Origin of the sequence: Streptomyces lomondensis (assembly GCF_014651035.1) — a bacterium.
Taxonomy (GTDB): domain Bacteria; phylum Actinomycetota; class Actinomycetes; order Streptomycetales; family Streptomycetaceae; genus Streptomyces; species Streptomyces lomondensis.
In genome coordinates, this window is sequence record NZ_BMWC01000017.1 from 62,802 (window position 1) to 80,330 (window position 17,529).

Below are 17,529 nucleotides of genomic sequence, written 5' to 3' on the forward strand. Positions count from 1 at the left end.
GCGCTATTCTCTCAGTGAATAGAGTCCGGTGTGTCCCTAGCCCATGTGCTCCTCGGATTACTCACATCGCGTTCTCTGCACGGGTACGAACTGAAACGGGCCCACGACGAAGACCTGCCCGGCGCCAAACCGCTTGCCTACGGACAGGTGTACGCGACGCTGAACCGTCTCGTCCGGGACGGCTTGGCCGTTGAGGCGGGCCAGGAGCGGGCCGGCGGGCCAGACCGCACGCAGTACGTGGTCACCGACCGCGGCCGTCAGGCCCTGACCGAGTGGCTGTCCAAGGTCGAACCGCCGGCGCCTCACCTGTCCAGCACGCTGCTGGCCAAAGTCGTGATCACCCTTCACGTGGCCGACGAGGCAACCGCCCGCCACCACCTGGCCGCACAGCGCGCCGCGCACCTCGCGCGCATGCGCGAGCTGACCGCGGTCAAAACCAACCCGGGCGCGTCGGTCGGCGAGATACTCGCCGCGGATCTCGCGATCGCCCATCTCGACGCCGACGCGCGCTGGATGCAGAAAGCACTCGAGTACGTCCACGACCTGCGCCTGGAGGTGCAGCATGATTCTTGAAACACGCGAGGTAGCGAAGTCCTACGGATCGACCCCCGCTCTGCGTGGCGTCTCGGTTGCGATCGAGGAAGGTGAGGTCGTCGCGGTCACCGGCCCGAGCGGATGCGGGAAATCGACGCTGTTACATGTCATGGCGGGAATCCTCGGCCCGGACGACGGCGAAGTACGCTACCGGGGCCGGCGCTTCGACGACTGGGACGAGTCGCGTCGCTCCACGATGCGCCGCACGGACTTCGGGGTCCTGTTCCAGTTCGGTCAACTCGTCGCGGAGATAACCGCGGTGGAGAACGCGGCGTTACCGCTGATGCTGGGTGGAGCCTCCCGCCGGGCAGCGATGACCGCGGCGACCGACTGGCTGGAACGGCTCGGTGTGGCGGAGCTGGCCGACCAGTTGCCCGGCGAGATGTCGGGCGGCCAGCAGCAGCGGGTGGCCCTCGCCCGCGCCCTGGTCACCGAACCGAAAGTGCTGTTCGCCGACGAGCCCACGGGGGCGCTGGACTCCCGCGCCGGCGACCTGGTGCTCGGTCACATGCTCCGGGTGGCCAGGACCCAGCGCACGACCGTCGTGCTGGTGACACACGACGCCACCATCGCCGCGTACGCCGACCGGGAGATCCGGCTTCGCGACGGCGCCCTCGACACCGACGGCATCGGCCTTCTCGACCCGCCCGCGTCCCACCGCGACGGCACTGCCGGAGCCACCCGATGAGCCCCGCCACCACCCTGTGGCTCGCCATGGCCGGCAACCGGTCCGACAGGGCGCGAATCGCACTGACCGCCCTCAGCGCCGCGCTCGGCACGGTGACGCTGCTCGCCGCGGCCACGGTCTTCGCCGTCACCGAACGGCATGCGACCCGGTACAGCAACCCGCTGCTGAACGAAAGCGGACTGCGGCCGGGCGTCGCGTTCGCCATGACACTGCTGACCATCCCCGTCCTCACCTTCGTCGCACAGTGCGGAAGGCTCGGCGCACCGGCCCGAGAACGGCGACTGGCTTCCCTCCGGATGGCCGGGGCGACCCCTCGTCAGGTCGTCAGGATCGCGGCGGTCGAAACCTTCCTGGCCTCGGTCCTCGGCGTCGTAGGCGGTTTCGCCGTCTACTTCGTGGGCCGGGCCCTGCTCGACGCACCCGACGCCGAGGGCCGACGCCCCTTGCCCACCGACGTTCTGCCCTCCGTGGTTTCGATGGCCGGCGTTGCCGTCGCCGTGCCGATCCTCGTTCTGCTTCTCGCCCTCCTCACCCTGCGCAGGGTCGTGATCACCCCACTTGGTCTGGTCCGCGGGGCCCGCCGGCGCCGGCCGAGTACCGCGCCGGGCGTGCTCATCCTGGCGGGCGGCGGGGCCTGCGCGCTCGTCGAGCCGGTCCATCGCCATTTCCTCACCCACCCGCGCGGCGACGACCTGCCGCTGATCATCGTGGGCGTCCTGGTGGTGTCCGGCGTCCTCGCCGTCAGCGTCGGCATCGTGACGGGCACGGGCTGGCTCACCTATGCCATCGGACGGCTGCTGCAGCGTTTCGCCCGCCGGCCCGCCGGGCTGCTGGCGGGCCGGCGCATGATGGCCGACCCCTTCGCCGGTAGCCGTACCTTCGCCGCGATGCTGGTGGCGCTGGTCATCGGCTCCGCCGCCGCGGGCCTCTCGGCTCTCACCCTGGCAGAAGTCAAAGCCCAGGGAGAGAACACGCGACGGTACGCGGAACTGTCGGGGCAGCCCTTCGTGCCGGAAGGTACCGGCTTCTACGAACGTGCCTACCAACTGGTGGGTTACGCCGTACTCGTGGCCATGGTGATCGCCGCTGCCGGGCTGCTCGTGGCACTCGCCGACGGCATTCTGGCCCGGAGGCGGGCCCTCGCGTCGCTCGTCGCCACCGGCGCCTCACATGGCCTGCTGGCCCGCGCGCTCAGCTGGCAGGTGATCTCCCCCGTAGTACCGGCGGTAGCCCTGGCGACACTGGCCGGCATGCTGCTGCCGCGGCTGACCGTCCCCAGTACGAACGACACCGCGGACATGGAAGTGTGGCGCTGCACACCGCTGCCGGGTGATCCGCATGACGCGTGCGCGGATGCCGCCTACCAGCAGGCGCACGGAACGCTGCTCACGGCGGAGAAGGTCCCGGTCACCGTGCACATGCCGTGGGGGCAGCTCGCCCTGTTGGCGGGGGGAGCGGTCACCGCGACCGTCGTCGTGACCCTGGTCGGCCTGTTGTTCCTGCGCATGAGCACACGGGTCACCGAGCTGCGCACGTCATGACCTCGCCGACGCAGACGACCCCGACGTTTCGGCACGCCTAGGTACACCGCGCCCGTGACGTTCGCTGCCGCAAGGTTGATACTTTCCGGCAGCAGCGCTCCGACCGCCCGTCACCGACCACAGCAGGACCTGACGCCCCGTCATCAAAGTCAGCATTAAGTCAGCATTAAGTCAGCATCAGTACCGCCACAGACCGCCCCCGACCGCCAGGAACCGCCAAGATCGACAACTGGCCTGACACATCCTGACCTGCAAAAATGAAGGTCAGAGGTACATCTGCTAGTCTCATCAGGAGGTACCCGTGAAGATGCTGATCAACGTCCCGGAGACCGTGGTCGCGGACGCGCTGCGTGGCCTGGCGGCTGCCCACCCGGAGCTGACCGTGGACGTGGAGAACCGGGTGATCGTGCGGCGGGACGCCCCCGTGGCCGGAAAGGTCGGGCTGGTCTCGGGCGGGGGCTCGGGACACGAACCGCTGCACGGCGGTTTCGTAGGTCCCGGCATGCTGTCGGCGGCCTGCCCTGGTGAGGTGTTCACCTCCCCGGTGCCCGACCAGATGCTGCGCGCGGCCGCCGCCGTGGACAGCGGCGCCGGTGTGCTGTTCATCGTGAAGAACTACACCGGTGACGTGCTCAACTTCGACATGGCCGCCGAGCTGGCCGAGGACGAGGGCATCCAGATCGCAAAGGTGCTGGTCAACGACGACGTGGCGGTGACCGACAGTCTCTACACGGCGGGTCGGCGCGGTACGGGCGCCACCCTGTTCGTGGAGAAGATCGCGGGCGCCGCCGCCGACGAGGGCATGCCGCTGGAGCGGGTGGAGGCCATCGCCCGGCAGGTCAACGAGAACTCCCGCAGCTTCGGTATCGCGCTGAGCGCGTGCAGCACGCCGGCCAAGGGCAGTCCCACCTTCGATCTGCCGCCCGGCGAGCTGGAGTTGGGCATCGGCATCCACGGCGAGCCCGGCCGGGAGCGGCGGCCGATGATGACCTCCGGCGAGATCGCCGAGGCCGCCGTCGAGGCGGTGGTCGATGACCTCCGGCCGCGCAACCCCGTGCTGGTCCTGGTCAACGGCATGGGCGCGACACCCCTGCTGGAGCTGTACGGCTTCAACGCCGAGGTGCACCGGGTGCTCGCCCAGCGCGGCGTCGCCGTGGCCCGCGTCCTGGTGGGCAACTACGTCACCTCCCTGGACATGGCCGGTGCCTCGCTCACCCTCTGCCAGGTCGACGAGGAACTGCTGCGGCTGTGGGACGCCCCGGTGAAGACGCCAGGGCTGCGCTGGGGCGTGTGAGAGACAGGGGGTAGAGGATCACCACATACCTACCAGGCAAGGAGATCCAGTGCTCGACGCCGATTTCTTCCGCCGTTGGATGACGGCGACCGCCGCGTCCGTCGACCGCGAGGCGGAACGGCTCACCGCCCTCGACTCCCCCATCGGGGACGCCGACCACGGCAGCAACCTCCAGCGCGGGTTCACGGCCGTGACGGCCGCCCTCGAGAAGGAGGCCCCCGGCACTCCCGGCGGGGTCCTGACCCTGGCCGGACGCCAGTTGATCTCCACGGTCGGCGGCGCCTCGGGGCCGCTGTACGGGACGCTGCTGCGCCGCACCGGCAAGGCGCTCGGCGATGCCGCCGAGGTCAGCGAGGAGCAGCTGGCCGAGGCGCTGCGGGCCGGGGTGGACGCGGTCATGACGCTCGGCGGTGCCGCGCCGGGCGACAAGACCATGATCGACGCACTGGTGCCCGCGGTGGACGCGCTCGGTGACTCGTTCGCGGCGGCGCGGGCCGCCGCGGAGGAGGGCGCCGTGGCGACGACGCCCTTGCAGGCGCGCAAGGGCCGGGCGAGCTATCTGGGCGAGCGCAGCATCGGGCACCAGGACCCGGGTGCCACGTCGTCGGCGCTGCTGATCGCGGGACTCGCGGAGGCCGCCGGTGAGTGACGTCAGTGAGGTGGGTGACGTGGGTGACGAGCGGCTCGTGGGGATCGTGCTGGTGTCGCACAGCGCGGAGGTGGCCGCGTCGGTCGCCGCGCTGGCAAAGGGGCTCGCGGGCGGTGGCCCGGCGGTGCCCGTCGCCCCGGCGGGCGGCACCGAGGGCGGCGGGCTCGGTACGAGCGCGGAACTGATCGCCGCGGCGGCCGCGTCCGTCGATCGCGGTGCCGGAGTCGCCGTCCTGACCGACCTGGGCAGCGCGGTGCTCACCGTGAAGGCGCTGCTCGCCGAAGGTGACGAACTCCCGGAGGGGACGCGGCTGGTGGACGCCCCGTTCGTGGAGGGAGCCGTGGCCGCGGTCGTCACGGCGGCCACCGGCGCGGATCTGGCGGCGGTGGAGTCGGCCGCCGCGGAGGCGTACTCGTACCGGAAGGTGTGAGCCACGGATGCGGCCGGGCCCGCCGGAGCGGCGGTGCACCCGGCCGCAGGCGTGTGTGCCGGCCACAGGCGTGCCCCTGACGCATCGTCAGCCGATCAGCTTCCGTCGACGAACCGCCGCGCCACCCGCTCCCCCGTCGCCACGGCAGCCGCGTGGTCCTCGATGGGGGAGACCCGGGTGTTCTTGAAGACGATGTAGGTGACGCCGGAAGGGACACCCCCGCCGTGCGGGTCGGGGCGGATGCCGAGTGCCTTGGCGGTCGCGTAGGACGCCTCCCCGATGATGCCCTGGGGGCCCGTGTCGCCGACGACCGCGTACTGCACCCGGTCGCCGTACACGACGGCCACGGCCGAACCGCCGCCCACGCCGTGCTCCCGGTAGTCCCAGATGCCGCTCGGTGCCGGTACGACGACGAAGGGCAGGGTCTCGGCGCTCAACGGGCGCCCGTCGGACTGCGCGTAGGCCGTGCTCGCGGCGAAGTACGGGTCGGTGCGGCGGTTGCAGCGGGGGCCGGGGCGGCCGTCGCAGTCGATGTCCATGTCGGCCTTCCAGAACACGGCGTCACGTGTGCCGCAGACCGGGATGTCCGCGGGCGCGCCGCCGTCGCTGCGGTACCGGCCGCGGGAGACGGGAGCGCAGTCCCGCACCTTGGCGAGCAGGTCGGCGGCACTGACGGGGTTCTCGCGCCACGCCACCGGCTGGGACGGGGTGGCGGGCGGTGTCGTCGGGGCGAGCAGGGCGGCACTGGCCGCGGCCAGGGTGAGCGACTGGGCACGCACGATAGGGAAGCCTCTCCCTCGGGAACCTGACGGGCACTCAGCCCAATCTGGCCCCGGGCAGGTCGCCGGGCCACCGCTGGGGGGCCGGACGGTGCACGGCCCCAACCTCCGACAGGAGCCGGGGGCCTGAGTCCGTGTGAGACTCCGGCCGCCCGGCCGCCCGCGCCGGCGCGGCATCCTGCGACGACAGCGGTCCGCGCGACAGGCCCGAACTCCCTGGTGTCCGCCAGGAGTTCGGCCGTGAGGAACTTCAACATACGTAACTCTCCCGGGTGGTCGCGCACGGTGGGGGTGACGCACCCGTCGCCGCTCTCTCCGCGCCCTCCCCTGTCGCCCTCTTGATGTGGTCGCGTCAGTCGCGCCATATTGGTCCGGACCATTCCCGAGTGCCGCCCCGGGAGGCAGTGTCGTGCGAGCCCTTTCCGCTCCCCTGGCCCATGTCCGTCGCATCGCGCTCTGCGGGGCTCTCGCGCTGGTCGCCTCGTGCGGCTGGGCCGGAGCGGACGACGGGGACGGCGGCGCTCCGCCCGGGGCGCCGCCGGGCGTGACCGCCGCCGCGGGCAGCGCGACCAGCGTGCACGTCATGTGGAACGCGATCCCCGAGGCAGACGTCTACGAGGTGTATCGCGGCACCACGAAGGTCGAGGAAGTGCCGGGTTCGGAGCACATGGTGGATGTCACCAGGCTCCGGCCCTCCACGGTGTATGCCTTCACCGTGCGGGCGCGGGACGCCGACGGGCGGCTCGGGCCGCGCAGCCGGGAGGCCCGGGCGAGGACGCCGGCCGCCGCCGCGGACGACCGCTCCGCCCCGACGCGCCCGTCGGCAGCCGGCGGGCGGGCGGCCGGCAGCCGCGCGGTCCAGCTGTCCTGGTCCGCCTCGACGGACGACCGGGACGTGGTGTCGTACGACATCCACCAGGGGGACACGAAGATCCACAGTGTGGGCGGCGGCCAGACGGCCACCGTCGTCACGGGGCTGCGGCCCGGCACGTCGTACTCGTTCACCGTCCGGGCCCGGGACGCGGCCGGCAACGTCTCCCCCGCCGGCCCCGCCGTCCGCCTCACCACCCCGGGCAGCGACGACGGCCGCGCCACGGCCCCCACCGGCTTCCGGGCGACGAGCCGTCACGAGGACGGGGCGTACTACATCGACCTGAGCTGGGTGCCGCCGCGCGTGGACGGCGAGATCGCCGAGTACCAGATCCAGCTGGACGGCCGCCCCGCCACGTCCCTCGTGTACGGCGCGAGCGCCCCGCGTGACCGGGCGACCTACAGCTTCTTCGTGGGGCGGGACGCCGGTGTCACCCACCGGGTGCGGATCCGGGCGATGCTGCCGGACGGCACCTGGGGCGGCCTCTCCGAGGAGCGGGCGGTGACGACGCGCGCACGGCGGTGACACACCCGTCCGGCATCGGCCGGCCGGTGGACGCCGTCACCTGCACGGCGGCAACCGGCGTGCGGGCGAGGCCCGGGGCGCCTTGGCTGACCCTGAGGCAGCACGGGCGTTCCCCGACCCTCGGCGGCGCAAGGGATGTACCGCCAACCGTGCCGCCGGAGGGCAGTCCACATGCGCAACTCATCGCCACTTCTCCGCTCCGGCCTGACCGTGGCAGCCGCCGCCGCGCTGCCCCTCTTCCCGGCCGCGACGCCCGCTGCCGCTGGCCCGGGCATCTCCGTGAGCACCACGGGCTCCACGGTGTCGGTCACGACCAGCACCTGTACCCAGATCAACGGCAGCTGGGGCACCGCCTCGCTCCTCACCAGCAGCCAGGGCAGCTTCGCCCAGGGCCGCCAGGTGACGTTGTCGGGCACGGCCACCAGCCAGTCCGCCGCCTGGTCGAACGTCACCCCGGGCACGTACACCGTCATCGTCATCTGCTCGGACGGCACCACCGCGGGCACCCAGTCCGTGGTCGTCTCGCCCGCCCCCTCCCCCACGCGGTCCCCGTCCCCCTCGCCCTCGCCGACGCGCGGTGTCATGGGCGGGGTCGGCGGGTCCTCGACGGACTACGGAACCGTCACGCTGGTGGCGGGCGGCACGCTGGTCGGGGCCGGGCTCCTCGGGACGGCCTGGTACCTGCGCCGGCGCAACAAGCCGTACCGGCTCTGACCCGGTACGCATGGCGGCCCGCCCGGTCGAAGCGCTCCGGCCGGGCGGGCCGCTGTCACGCCGCGGTCAGGCCGGACGGACGGTGTCAGCAGCCGTCAGGCCGGACGGACGGTGTCCGATCGCGGTCAGGCCGGACGGGTCGGCTCGCCGGCCGGGAGTTCGGCGAAGTCCGCCAGGGCGCGCCTGAGCCACTGCGTCCAGAACGTCTCCAGGTCGATGCCGGCCCGCAGCACCAGATGCCGCAGCCGGTCCTCGGTGCCGTCCCGGCCGGGCGGGAAGTCGCGCTGCTCGATCTCCTGGTACTCCGCCAGCTGCCGTTCGTGCAGCTCCAGATGGCGTCGCAGATCGGCCTCCAGGCCCGCGGTCCCGACCACGGCCGCCGCCCGGAGCCGCAGCAGCAAGGGGTCGCGGTGCGGCTTCGGGTCCTGGGAGGCGGCGGTCCAGCGGGCCAGTTCGGCGCGGCCCGCCGGCAGAACCTCGTAGCTCTTCTTCTGCCCGCGGGCCGGCTGCTCGGACGGCAGGGCCCTGATGAGGCCGTCGGCCTCCAGTTTTCCCAGCTCGCGATAGATCTGCTGGTGCGTCGCCGACCAGAAGTAGCCGATCGACCGGTCGAACCGGCGGGTCAGCTCCAGCCCGGACGACGGCTTCTCTAGCAGGGCGGTGAGGATCGCGTGCGGGAGTGACATGGCCTCATCCTAGGGACGTGTTCGCGCCCTACAGGGCGGCAGCGAGCTCGGTGCCCTGCTTGATGGCGCGCTTGGCGTCCAGTTCCGCGGCCACGTCGGCGCCGCCGATGAGGTGCGCGCTGCGTCCGGCCGCGATCAGCTCCTCGTACAGGCCGCGGCGCGGCTCCTGGCCCGTGCACAGCACGATCGAGTCGACCTCCAGCACCGTGCTCTCGTCGCCGACGGTGATGTGCAGTCCGGCGTCGTCGATCCGGTCGTAGCGCACGCCGGGGACCATGGTGACGCCGCGGTGCTTGAGTTCGGTGCGGTGGATCCAGCCGGTGGTCTTGCCGAGGCCGGCGCCGACCTTGGACGTCTTGCGCTGGAGCAGGTGGACGGTGCGCGGTGGGGCGGGCCGCTCGGGTGCGGCGAGGCCGCCGGGGGCGCGGTAGTCGAGGTCGACGCCCCACTGGCGGAAGTACGTCTGCGGGTTCTCGTGCGCCTTGTCCCCGCTGTCCGTGAGGTACTCGGCGACGTCGAAGCCGATGCCGCCCGCGCCGAGGATCGCCACCCGGTCGCCGACGGGGGCGCCGTCGCGCAGGACGTCGAGGTAGCCGAGGACGCTCGGGTGGTCCACGCCGGGGATGTCGGGGGTGCGCGGGGTGACGCCGGTGGCGACGACGACCTCGTCGTAGCCGTCGAGGTCCGTGGCCGTGACGGCGGTGTTCAGCCGTACGTCGACGCCGTGCCAGTCGAGCTGGGTGCGGAAGTAGCGGAGCGTCTCGTCGAACTCCTGCTTGCCGGGGACCTTGCGGGCGACGTTGAGCTGGCCGCCGATCTCGCTCGCCGCGTCGAACAGTGTCACCTCGTGCCCGCGCTCGGCGGCGGAGACCGCGCAGGCGAGCCCGGCCGGGCCGGCGCCGACGACCGCGACGCGCTTGCGCAGCCGGGTCGGGGAGAGCACGAGCTCGGTCTCGTGGCAGGCGCGCGGGTTGACCAGGCAGGAGGTGATCTGGCCGCTGAAGGTGTGGTCGAGGCAGGCCTGGTTGCAGCCGATGCAGGTGTTGATCGCCTCGGGCCGGCCGGCGGCGGCCTTGATGACGAAGTCGGGGTCGGCGAGCATCGGGCGGGCCATCGAGACCATGTCGGCCGCGCCCTCGGCGAGCAACTCCTCGGCGAGTTCGGGGGTGTTGATGCGGTTGGTGGTGACGAGCGGGACGGACACCTCGCCCATCAGCCGCTTGGTCACCCAGGTGTAGGCGCCGCGCGGGACGGAGGTCGCGATGGTGGGGATGCGGGCCTCGTGCCAGCCGATGCCGGTGTTGATGATCGTCGCCCCGGCGGCCTCGACGGCCTTGGCGAGCGTGATCACCTCGTCCAGGGTCGAGCCGCCGGGGACGAGGTCGAGCATGGACAGCCGGTAGACGACGATGAAGTCCTCGCCGACCGCCTCGCGCACCCGGCGCACGATCTCCAGCGGGAAGCGCATGCGGTTCTCGTACGAGCCGCCCCAGCGGTCGGTGCGCTGGTTGGTCTGGAGGGCGATGAACTCGTTGATGAGGTAGCCCTCGGAGCCCATGATCTCGACACCGTCGTAGCCGGCCCGGCGGGCGAGGCGGGCGGTGCGGGCGTAGTCGTCGATCGTCCGCTCGATGTCGGCGTCGGTGAGCTCGCGGGGCGGGAAGGGGCTGATGGGCGCCTGGAGCGGGCTGGGCGCGACCAGGTCCCGGTGGTAGGCGTAGCGGCCGAAGTGCAGGATCTGCATCGCGATCCGCCCGCCCTCGCGGTGCACGGCGTCGGTGATGACCCGGTGCTGCTCGGCCTCCGCGTCGGTGGTGAGCTTGGCGCCGCCCTCGTAGGGCCGGCCCTCCTCGTTGGGGGCGATGCCGCCGGTGACGATCAGGCCCACTCCGCCGCGGGCGCGGGCGGCGTAGAAGGCGGCCATGCGCGCGAAGCCGCCCTCGGCCTCCTCCAGGCCGACGTGCATGGAACCCATCAGGACGCGGTTGGGCAGCGTCGTGAAGCCCAGGTCGAGGGGGGTCAGCAGGTGCGGGTAACGGCTCATCGGGCCCTCCGTGCGCGGTGTCGTGCCTGTAGTTGTAGAGGACTACCGACCGTTTATGCAACTAGTTGCACAAGGTGGTGATGGAGGGCACAGCAGAGCCATGAACAGGGACCTTGGGCCGTCGGCCCAAGGTCCCTTCATGTCTGAAAGGCGCTCACCGGCTCTGGAGGCGCACGTGCAGTTCCTTCTCCTGGTCGCCGGAGACCGTGCTCAGGTCGTGGACGTCGAACAGCGCGTCCAGGGTCGTGCGGAACCGCTCGATCGCCCAGTACCCGCCGTGCAGGTCGGCCTCGACGGAGGAGGACAGCCGGGCCGGCCGCGCGCCCTCGTGCTCGTCGGCGACGTCGAAGGTGCCGAGCCACACGGTCGGTCGGGTCTCGTGCAGTTCCTCGGGCACGTCGTCGGCACACCGGTCGGACTCGAAGCAGGCGCACAGTGTGTCGAACACGATCCGGGCGTCGTCCTTGCTGCACCCGCTGATCTCCACCGAGACGGAGTGGGGGTGCGGTCGCTCGTGGTTGATCGCCATCGTGATCGCTCCTCTCGTGGCCACCACATGCCGTATCCGCCCCTACCCCAGCAAAGCACCACCTTCCGGCGAGCACTACCGGCAGTGGCCCTGCCGTGGTGACGGTTTTGCGGGGCGGCCCGCGCCGGGTTGGGAGATGGTGGTAGGTGACGGAAGGGGCCTCGGAGAAACGGCTCCGCGCGGTACAACATGGGGTGTCGGCACTGTGACGGCGTGCCGCGAGGATCGGCGAAGGCGGGGCGTGGGATGAGTGCAGCCGGGGCTCCCGGGGCCGAGGGCGACCAGCCGGTGCGCGGGCCCGCGCGGCCGAGCGGGCTGCTCGACGTCCTGCGCGTGGCGTCGGTGGTCCTGGACGCCGAGGGCCGGATCGTGCTGTGGAGCCCGCAGGCCGAGGAGCTGTTCGGGTACGAGGCGCGGGAGGCGCTGGGGCAGTACGCCGCCCGGATCATGGTCCACGAGCAGCACCTCGACCTCGTTGTCAAGCTGTTCGCCGATGTCATGGGCACCGGGCAGAGCTGGGCGGGTGCCTTCCCCATCCGGCGCAAGGACGGCAGTACGCGGCTCGTGGAGTTCCGCAACATGCGGCTGCTGGACGACCAGGGCGATGTCTACGCGCTGGGCCTGTGCGCCGACCAGTCGACCGTGCACCGGCTGGAGCGGGAGGTGGCGCTGTCGACACGGATGATCGCGCAGTCGCCGATCGGGCTGGCCGTGCTGGACACCGACCTGCGGTATGTCTCGGTCAACCCGGCGCTGGAGGAGATCAACGGCGTGCCGGCCGAGGAGCACCTGGGCCGCACGGCCCGCGAGGTGGTGCCGCGGATGGACGTCGACGCCCTGGAGAGCGCGGCGCGCCGGGTCCTGGAGACCGGCCGGCCCGTCGTCGACCAGTCCACGATCGGCCGCACCCCGGCCGACCCCCACCAGGACCACGCCTGGTCGATCTCGCTGTACCGGCTGGAGAACGCCTTCGGGACCGTGCTGGGCGTGGCCGTCTCGATCGTCGACGTCACCGAGCAGTACCGGGCGGGCATCGAGGCCGAGGCCGCGCGGCGCCGCCTGGCCATGATCGCCGACGCCTCGGGGCGGATCGGCACCTCCCTGGACCTGGACCGCACGGCCCGTGAACTCGCCGAGGTGGCCGTGCCGGAGCTCGCCGACGTCGCGGCCGTCGATCTGCTGGACGCGGTGGTGCAGGGCCGGCGCTCCAGCCTCGCCCCCGCGGAGGCGGCCGTGATCCGGGCGCTGGCGGTCGAGGGGTACGACTCCGCCGAGGCGCTGGAGGCGGCCGACCCTCCCGGGCAGGTGGCGCGGTACGCTCCGGACCGGTTCGTCACCGAGTGCGTGCGCACCGGCAGCCCGGTGATGCTGCCGGAGGTCAAGGACGAGGATCTGCCGCGCATCGCTCGTTCCCCGGAGGCGGCCGAGCTGCTGGGGCGGGCCGGGGTGCACTCCTATCTGGCGGTGCCGCTGATCGCGCGCGGCGAGGTGCTGGGGGCCCTGGACCTCAAGCGGACCCGCAATCCGCTGCCGTTCAGCGAGGACGACCTGCTGCTGGCGCGCGAGCTGGCCGCCCGGGCCGCCGTGCAGATCGACAACGCCCGCTGGTACCAGAGCGCCCGCGACACCGCGCTCACCCTCCAGCGCAGCCTGCTGCCCAGCCACCCGCCGGTGACGGGCGGGCTGGAGGTCGCCTCCCGCTACCAGCCGGCCGGGGCCACGAGCGAGGTCGGCGGCGACTGGTTCGACGTGATCCCGCTCGACGGCGGCAACACGGCGCTGGTCGTGGGCGACGTGATGGGCAGCGGCATCCCCGCGGCGGCGGCCATGGGGCGGCTGCGCACGGCGACCAACACCCTCGCCGCCCTCGACCTCGATCCGGCCGTGCTCCTGGAGCACCTCGACAAGATCACCGGGGGTCTTGAGCAGTCCATCGCCACCTGCGTGTACGCCGTCCACGACCCGCATCTGCGCCAGTGCCGGATCGCCAACGCCGGGCATCTGCCGCCGGTGCGCGTCCGGGCCGGCCGGCCGCCGGAGCTGCTCGACCTGCCGACCGGGGTGCCGCTCGGGGTGGGCGGGGTCGCCTTCTCCACGACCACCGTCGACCTCCAGCCCGGCGACCGGCTGGTGTTCTACACCGACGGTCTCGTCGAGACCCGCCGCGACCCGCTCGACGAACGGCTCGGCACGCTGCTGTCCCTGCTCGACGGGCCCGACCGGCCGCTGGAGGAGGTCTGCGACCTGCTGCTGCGCACGCTGCACGAGCCGGACAACTTCGATGACGTGGCGCTGCTGATCGCCCGGGCGACGGCTCCGAACTGAGGAACGCTACGGTCTGACGCCGATCACCACCTGGGCGGGCCGTTCCTCCGAGACGGCCAGAGAGGTCGTCAGGCCGTGGCGCTCGAAGGCGGTGACGGCGGCCGGGGCCTGGTGCCGGCTCGTCTCGACCAGGACGCAGCCGCCGGGCGCGAGCCAGTGCGGGGCCTCGGCCGCGACCCGGCGCAGGACGTCGAGGCCGTCCGTGCCGCCGTCGAGGGCGACCAGCGGCTCGTGGTCCCGGGCCTCCAGCGGCAGCAGGCCGATCTCGTCGCTGGGGACGTACGGCACGTTCGCCGCGAGGATGTCGACGCGGCCGCGCAGCGCGCCGGGCAGGGCCTCGAACAGGTCGCCCTGATGGACCTGGCCACCGGCGGCGGCGACATTGCCCCGGGCGCAGCGCACGGCGGCCGGGTCTATGTCGGCGGCGTGGAGTTCGATGCGTCCGAGTCCGGCGGCCAGCGCCGCGCCGACGGCACCCGAGCCGCAGCACAGGTCCACGACGACGGCCGCTCCGGGTGCCCGGTCGAGGGCCTGCTCCACCAGGAACTCGGTGCGGCGGCGCGGCACGAAGACACCGGGGGCGACCGCGATGCGCAGGCCCCCGAACTCGGCCCAGCCGACGACGAGTTCGAGGGGCTCGCCCGCGACGCGGCGCCCGACCATGGCGGCGGCCTCGGCGGGAGTGCGCGCGCTGGTGAGGATCAACTCGGCCTCGTCCTCGGCGAAGACGCAGCCCGCGGAGCGCAGGGCGTCGACGACGGAGTCGCGGGACGACGGCGTGGACGGTGGGAGGGGGGACACAGACGGCATGGAAGCCCAGAGCCTTTCGAGAACCGAAGGGCGCTCCTGCGGGCGCCTACGGCCGGCGATCCGCGCGGTGTCGAGAGGAGAGCACCCGAGCTGACACAGCGGTAATGGGTCTCACCTCCCCGGCTTCCGATACGGCTGGGTCCGTCCGCAGCCGGACGGCAACATTACCCGACCTGTCTCACGTACGGTGGCTTCTCATGACCGACTCCGAGATCGAGATCACCGCAGAGCTGGTCCACGGTCTTCTCCAGGACCAGCATCCGGACCTTGCGGGGCTGGCCATCCGCGAAGTAGCGGGCGGCTGGGGCAACCAGATGTGGCGCCTCGGGGATGAGTTGGCCGTGCGCATGCCGCGCATGGAACAAGCCCCGGATCTCCTGCGCAAGGAGTGCCGGTGGCTGCCCGTCCTGGCCCCGCGCCTTCCGCTTCCGGTTCCGACTCCTGTGCGAATCGGCGAACCGTCCGCGCGCTTCCCGAGGCCGTGGGCCGTCATGACGTGGGTTCCCGGGGAGCCGCTCGACTGCACCTCGATCAGCCGTGACGACCACGCGGCCGACGCTCTGGCGGGCTTCCTCGGGGCGCTCCACGTCGAGGCGCCCGCCGAGGCGCCGGCCAGTTCGGACCGCGGCGCTCACCCCAAGAAGTGCACGGACGGCTTCGAGAACTTCTTGCACGCCATTGCCCCCGGCGGCATTGCCGCCGACGTCCGGGCCGTCCGGGATGTCTGGGACGATGCCGTCGCGGCCCCCGAGTGGGAGGGCCCGCCGGTATGGCTGCACGGTGACCTCCATCCCGCGAACGTCGTCGTCTCGGACGGGACGCTCTCGGGCGTGGTCGATTTCGATGCCCTGTTCGCCGGCGATCCGGCGTGGGACCTCGCGGCGGCGTGGCTGCTCCTTCCCGCGGACGCGTGCTCACGGTTCTTCGAGGTTTACGCGCATGCGGACGAGGCGACGATCCGGCGCGCCCGCGGGTTGGCTGCCCTGAAGAGCCTCTTCCTCATCCTCATGGGCCAGAACGGGGAACGGGGCCTTCCCGGCGGCAAGCCGACATGGGGACCAGCAGGCCGGGCGGCGCTCGATCGCGTTCTGACCTTTAGCGTGCGCCGGCCCTCTCCCGCGTAGGCCCCGCTCGTGGAGCCTCTCAACCCGGTACTTGCCGTGAAAAGACCATCCTGCGTGGGGCGGTGACCCGAACCGGTCAGAGACCCGACGGATGACTGGAAAGCCAGTCGGCATGCCGATCACGCAGCCGGTCCCGCTCCTCGGACGTGGGGAGGAAGACGTCGGCGCCACCGTCGTAGGGGTGGTGGATGCGCTGCATCCGGGTGTCGGTGATGAGGACTCCCCCCACCTTCTCGTCGGCGGTGTCCCGGAGCAACTCGTCGATGCAGCCACGCCGCCAGGGCCGGCGAACGGCGAAGAGGTGGCAGTACGTGCGGAACTCAGGATCAGGATCGTCCTGCACCAGCAGACTCTGCCAATACCCTGCGACGGATTGGAAGGACGGAACCTCGGCTTCGGTCGTCCAGAGCGGAGTGATCACATACACGTCCGCACCAGTGAACAACTCATCGAGGACGGTGTTGTAACGCTCCAGGACAACGGCGTACTCGCTCTCGTCCTCCGCGTACCGCTTCGACTCCGGCAGGCTGTGGAAACGAACCCAGACATCCCGATACGGGTCACGGAGCTTGTACCCGACCGGAGGGCAACCGGGCCAACGCTGCTGCCACAGCTCCGTCAAATCTGCCTGTCCGCTGTCAGGCACCCGCCGCACTCGTCCTCTCGCGAATGAACTCACCCACGACCATGATGCCGGGACTCGCCCACGCGAGAAACCCGGTAACAGCGCTGGCAGACCGGCCCGGCAACGTCAAAAGGGGGTGGCCTCGTCGCGCACCAGAGAGGCAGGATCGGCCCTGTGATGCGCCATGCCCACGAGGATCCCGAACTGTTGACTCTGGTTCGCCGCTATGTCACGCCCGAGCGGCGCTATATGAAGCTCGGCGGCAGCTTGCTGCGCATGCAGAGTCCGGAGTACGATCGATTCCTGCGACAGCTGAGCGAGGACGCAGGGGTCATCACCGCGAATGAGATCGTCACCCTCCTTGAGGGCGGGTGGCGCGAGCGGAGAACTGCGGCGTGGCTCGTGGCTGTCTCCCGCCGGACCGAGTTCCGTGAGCGTCTCGGGGAACTCCTGCTGGCCAGCGAGGTCTGCTGTGCCGGCCTGGCCTACTGCGTGGCCCTGGCCAGCTTCGGAACGCCGCGCGACGCCGACCTGCTGGTCGCCTACCTTGATCGCTACCTTCGCCGACCCGACCTTGCATACGACCAGACTGTGGCCATGGGCGCTCTCTTGTTCATCGACCTGAATCTCAAAGGCGACCAAGCCGCCCGTTTCCTGGCCCCCGGCGCCCTGTGGCAACAGTGGCTCCAGGGTGCGTCTCACATGCAGGCCACTACAGACCCCGCTTCCTACCTGAGCCTCGTCCGCCGGCTTTGCGCCTTCGTTGAAGAGTGCGTCGAAGCGAGTTGACGACAACATGCTGTGCGCAGGGCGCATGTTGGTGACTGCTGCGTTTCTTGCCCTCTGATGGACATGCTCGCTGGTATTAGTTGCGCGCCGTCGACACCGCGAACGTAGGCCGGCGGGCGCGGAGATGATGCCGGGGCCGGGTGGTTGAGCGGCTGCGCGCCTCGGCACCGGCGGCGGTGGCCGAACTGGTCGCGCAGCCCGGCCCCGACGAGATCGTGCCCAGGCTGGTGGCGCTCACCGCGGCGGTTGTCCGCGTCACTCGGAATCCGCGTTGACCTCAATTGCGCTTGGGGTTCCAGACTTGCCACGCAGTGCCTGCTCGCTTGACTCCCGGTGCGGTCCCTCACCGGGAGAGAACACCCCTCACAAGGAGTTCGACTTGACTGACAGCAACACCATTCTGGTCATCGGCGCGACTGGAACCGACCGCCCCGCCGGCCCGCGGCGGTGCTCATGCGGCTCGCCCCCACAGCCCTGCCCGGGCGACCCGCGCGCCGGTCGTTGACGGACAG

The 17,529-nt window shown here is 71.6% G+C and carries 18 protein-coding genes; 12 read left to right on the forward strand and 6 right to left on the reverse strand.

All coding sequences use genetic code 11. The features are described from left to right. The first annotated feature begins 30 nt into the window (after nucleotides 1-30). The 6 genes from IE255_RS35845 to IE255_RS35870 all read left to right on the forward strand — a co-directional run bounded on the left by IE255_RS35845 (nucleotide 31) and on the right by IE255_RS35870 (nucleotide 5,196). Complete coding sequence (locus tag IE255_RS35845) at nucleotides 31-573, forward strand: PadR family transcriptional regulator (RefSeq protein ID WP_190054592.1); 543 nt, start codon at nucleotides 31-33, stop codon at nucleotides 571-573. Beyond that, nucleotides 563-1,282: an ABC transporter ATP-binding protein gene (locus IE255_RS35850; RefSeq protein ID WP_190054593.1), complete on the forward strand. Its 720-nt coding sequence runs from the start codon at nucleotides 563-565 to the stop codon at nucleotides 1,280-1,282. Before IE255_RS35845 ends, IE255_RS35850 begins: the two co-directional genes overlap by 11 nt. A gap of 26 nt (nucleotides 1,283-1,308) precedes the next feature. Then, complete coding sequence (locus IE255_RS35855; RefSeq protein WP_229906758.1) at nucleotides 1,309-2,823, forward strand: FtsX-like permease family protein; 1,515 nt, start codon at nucleotides 1,309-1,311, stop codon at nucleotides 2,821-2,823. A gap of 301 nt (nucleotides 2,824-3,124) precedes the next feature. Then, on the forward strand, nucleotides 3,125-4,117 hold the full coding sequence (dhaK, locus tag IE255_RS35860) for a dihydroxyacetone kinase subunit DhaK (RefSeq protein WP_190054595.1): 993 nt from the start codon (nucleotides 3,125-3,127) through the stop codon (nucleotides 4,115-4,117). 49 nt (nucleotides 4,118-4,166) lie between these two features. Then, complete coding sequence (gene dhaL / locus IE255_RS35865) at nucleotides 4,167-4,766, forward strand: dihydroxyacetone kinase subunit DhaL (protein ID WP_190054596.1); 600 nt, start codon at nucleotides 4,167-4,169, stop codon at nucleotides 4,764-4,766. Nucleotides 4,767-4,785: 19 nt separating this feature from the next. Further along, nucleotides 4,786-5,196 (forward strand): PTS sugar transporter subunit IIA domain-containing protein, encoded by a 411-nt coding sequence (locus tag IE255_RS35870; protein WP_190054660.1) that lies wholly within the window; start codon nucleotides 4,786-4,788, stop codon nucleotides 5,194-5,196. A 95-nt stretch (nucleotides 5,197-5,291) separates the two neighbouring features. On the opposite strand, the gene IE255_RS35875 is transcribed toward IE255_RS35870, so the two are convergent. Then, nucleotides 5,292-5,975: a glycoside hydrolase family 75 protein gene (locus IE255_RS35875; RefSeq protein ID WP_190054597.1), complete on the reverse strand. Its 684-nt coding sequence runs from the start codon at nucleotides 5,973-5,975 to the stop codon at nucleotides 5,292-5,294. 409 nt (nucleotides 5,976-6,384) lie between these two features. Here IE255_RS35875 and IE255_RS35880 point away from each other — a divergent pair, with 409 nt between their 5' ends. Then, nucleotides 6,385-7,371 carry a fibronectin type III domain-containing protein gene (locus IE255_RS35880; RefSeq protein WP_190054598.1) on the forward strand — a complete coding sequence of 329 codons (987 nt, stop codon included), beginning with the start codon at nucleotides 6,385-6,387 and terminating at the stop codon, nucleotides 7,369-7,371. Nucleotides 7,372-7,542: 171 nt separating this feature from the next. Further along, complete coding sequence (locus IE255_RS35885; protein WP_190054599.1) at nucleotides 7,543-8,085, forward strand: hypothetical protein; 543 nt, start codon at nucleotides 7,543-7,545, stop codon at nucleotides 8,083-8,085. A gap of 125 nt (nucleotides 8,086-8,210) precedes the next feature. Here IE255_RS35885 and IE255_RS35890 read toward each other — a convergent pair whose 3' ends face one another. The 3 genes from IE255_RS35890 to IE255_RS35900 form a co-directional block, all read right to left on the reverse strand. Continuing rightward, on the reverse strand, nucleotides 8,211-8,771 hold the full coding sequence (locus IE255_RS35890) for a PadR family transcriptional regulator (protein ID WP_190054600.1): 561 nt from the start codon (nucleotides 8,769-8,771) through the stop codon (nucleotides 8,211-8,213). A gap of 28 nt (nucleotides 8,772-8,799) precedes the next feature. Further along, nucleotides 8,800-10,815 (reverse strand): NADPH-dependent 2,4-dienoyl-CoA reductase, encoded by a 2,016-nt coding sequence (locus tag IE255_RS35895; RefSeq protein ID WP_190054601.1) that lies wholly within the window; start codon nucleotides 10,813-10,815, stop codon nucleotides 8,800-8,802. Nucleotides 10,816-10,969: 154 nt separating this feature from the next. After that, nucleotides 10,970-11,338 carry a hypothetical protein gene (locus IE255_RS35900; protein ID WP_190054661.1) on the reverse strand — a complete coding sequence of 123 codons (369 nt, stop codon included), beginning with the start codon at nucleotides 11,336-11,338 and terminating at the stop codon, nucleotides 10,970-10,972. Nucleotides 11,339-11,590: 252 nt separating this feature from the next. Between IE255_RS35900 and IE255_RS35905 the strand changes: the two genes are divergently transcribed. Further along, nucleotides 11,591-13,669 (forward strand): SpoIIE family protein phosphatase, encoded by a 2,079-nt coding sequence (locus tag IE255_RS35905; RefSeq protein WP_190054602.1) that lies wholly within the window; start codon nucleotides 11,591-11,593, stop codon nucleotides 13,667-13,669. 6 nt (nucleotides 13,670-13,675) lie between these two features. Here the strand turns inward: IE255_RS35905 and IE255_RS35910 are convergent, their stop codons facing one another. Continuing rightward, nucleotides 13,676-14,479 carry a putative protein N(5)-glutamine methyltransferase gene (locus tag IE255_RS35910; RefSeq protein WP_190054603.1) on the reverse strand — a complete coding sequence of 268 codons (804 nt, stop codon included), beginning with the start codon at nucleotides 14,477-14,479 and terminating at the stop codon, nucleotides 13,676-13,678. Nucleotides 14,480-14,676: 197 nt separating this feature from the next. On the opposite strand from IE255_RS35910, the gene IE255_RS35915 reads away from it, so the two are divergent. Next, the gene (locus IE255_RS35915) at nucleotides 14,677-15,603 is read left to right on the forward strand and encodes an aminoglycoside phosphotransferase family protein (RefSeq protein WP_190054604.1); all 927 of its coding nucleotides are present in this window, start codon (nucleotides 14,677-14,679) and stop codon (nucleotides 15,601-15,603) included. Between the two features lie 76 nt (nucleotides 15,604-15,679). Here the strand turns inward: IE255_RS35915 and IE255_RS35920 are convergent, their stop codons facing one another. Next, nucleotides 15,680-16,249, reverse strand: a complete 570-nt coding sequence (locus IE255_RS35920; RefSeq protein WP_190054605.1) for a DUF3885 domain-containing protein — start codon at nucleotides 16,247-16,249, stop codon at nucleotides 15,680-15,682. A gap of 156 nt (nucleotides 16,250-16,405) precedes the next feature. Between IE255_RS35920 and IE255_RS35925 the strand changes: the two genes are divergently transcribed. Together IE255_RS35925 and IE255_RS40065 are read left to right on the forward strand one after the other, a co-directional pair. Further along, nucleotides 16,406-17,017 carry a DUF6000 family protein gene (locus IE255_RS35925; protein WP_190054662.1) on the forward strand — a complete coding sequence of 204 codons (612 nt, stop codon included), beginning with the start codon at nucleotides 16,406-16,408 and terminating at the stop codon, nucleotides 17,015-17,017. A gap of 140 nt (nucleotides 17,018-17,157) precedes the next feature. Continuing rightward, a complete protein-coding gene (locus IE255_RS40065) occupies nucleotides 17,158-17,292 on the forward strand; it encodes a hypothetical protein (protein ID WP_267975520.1) in 135 nt (44 codons plus the stop codon). Nucleotides 17,293-17,529 lie beyond the last annotated feature (237 nt).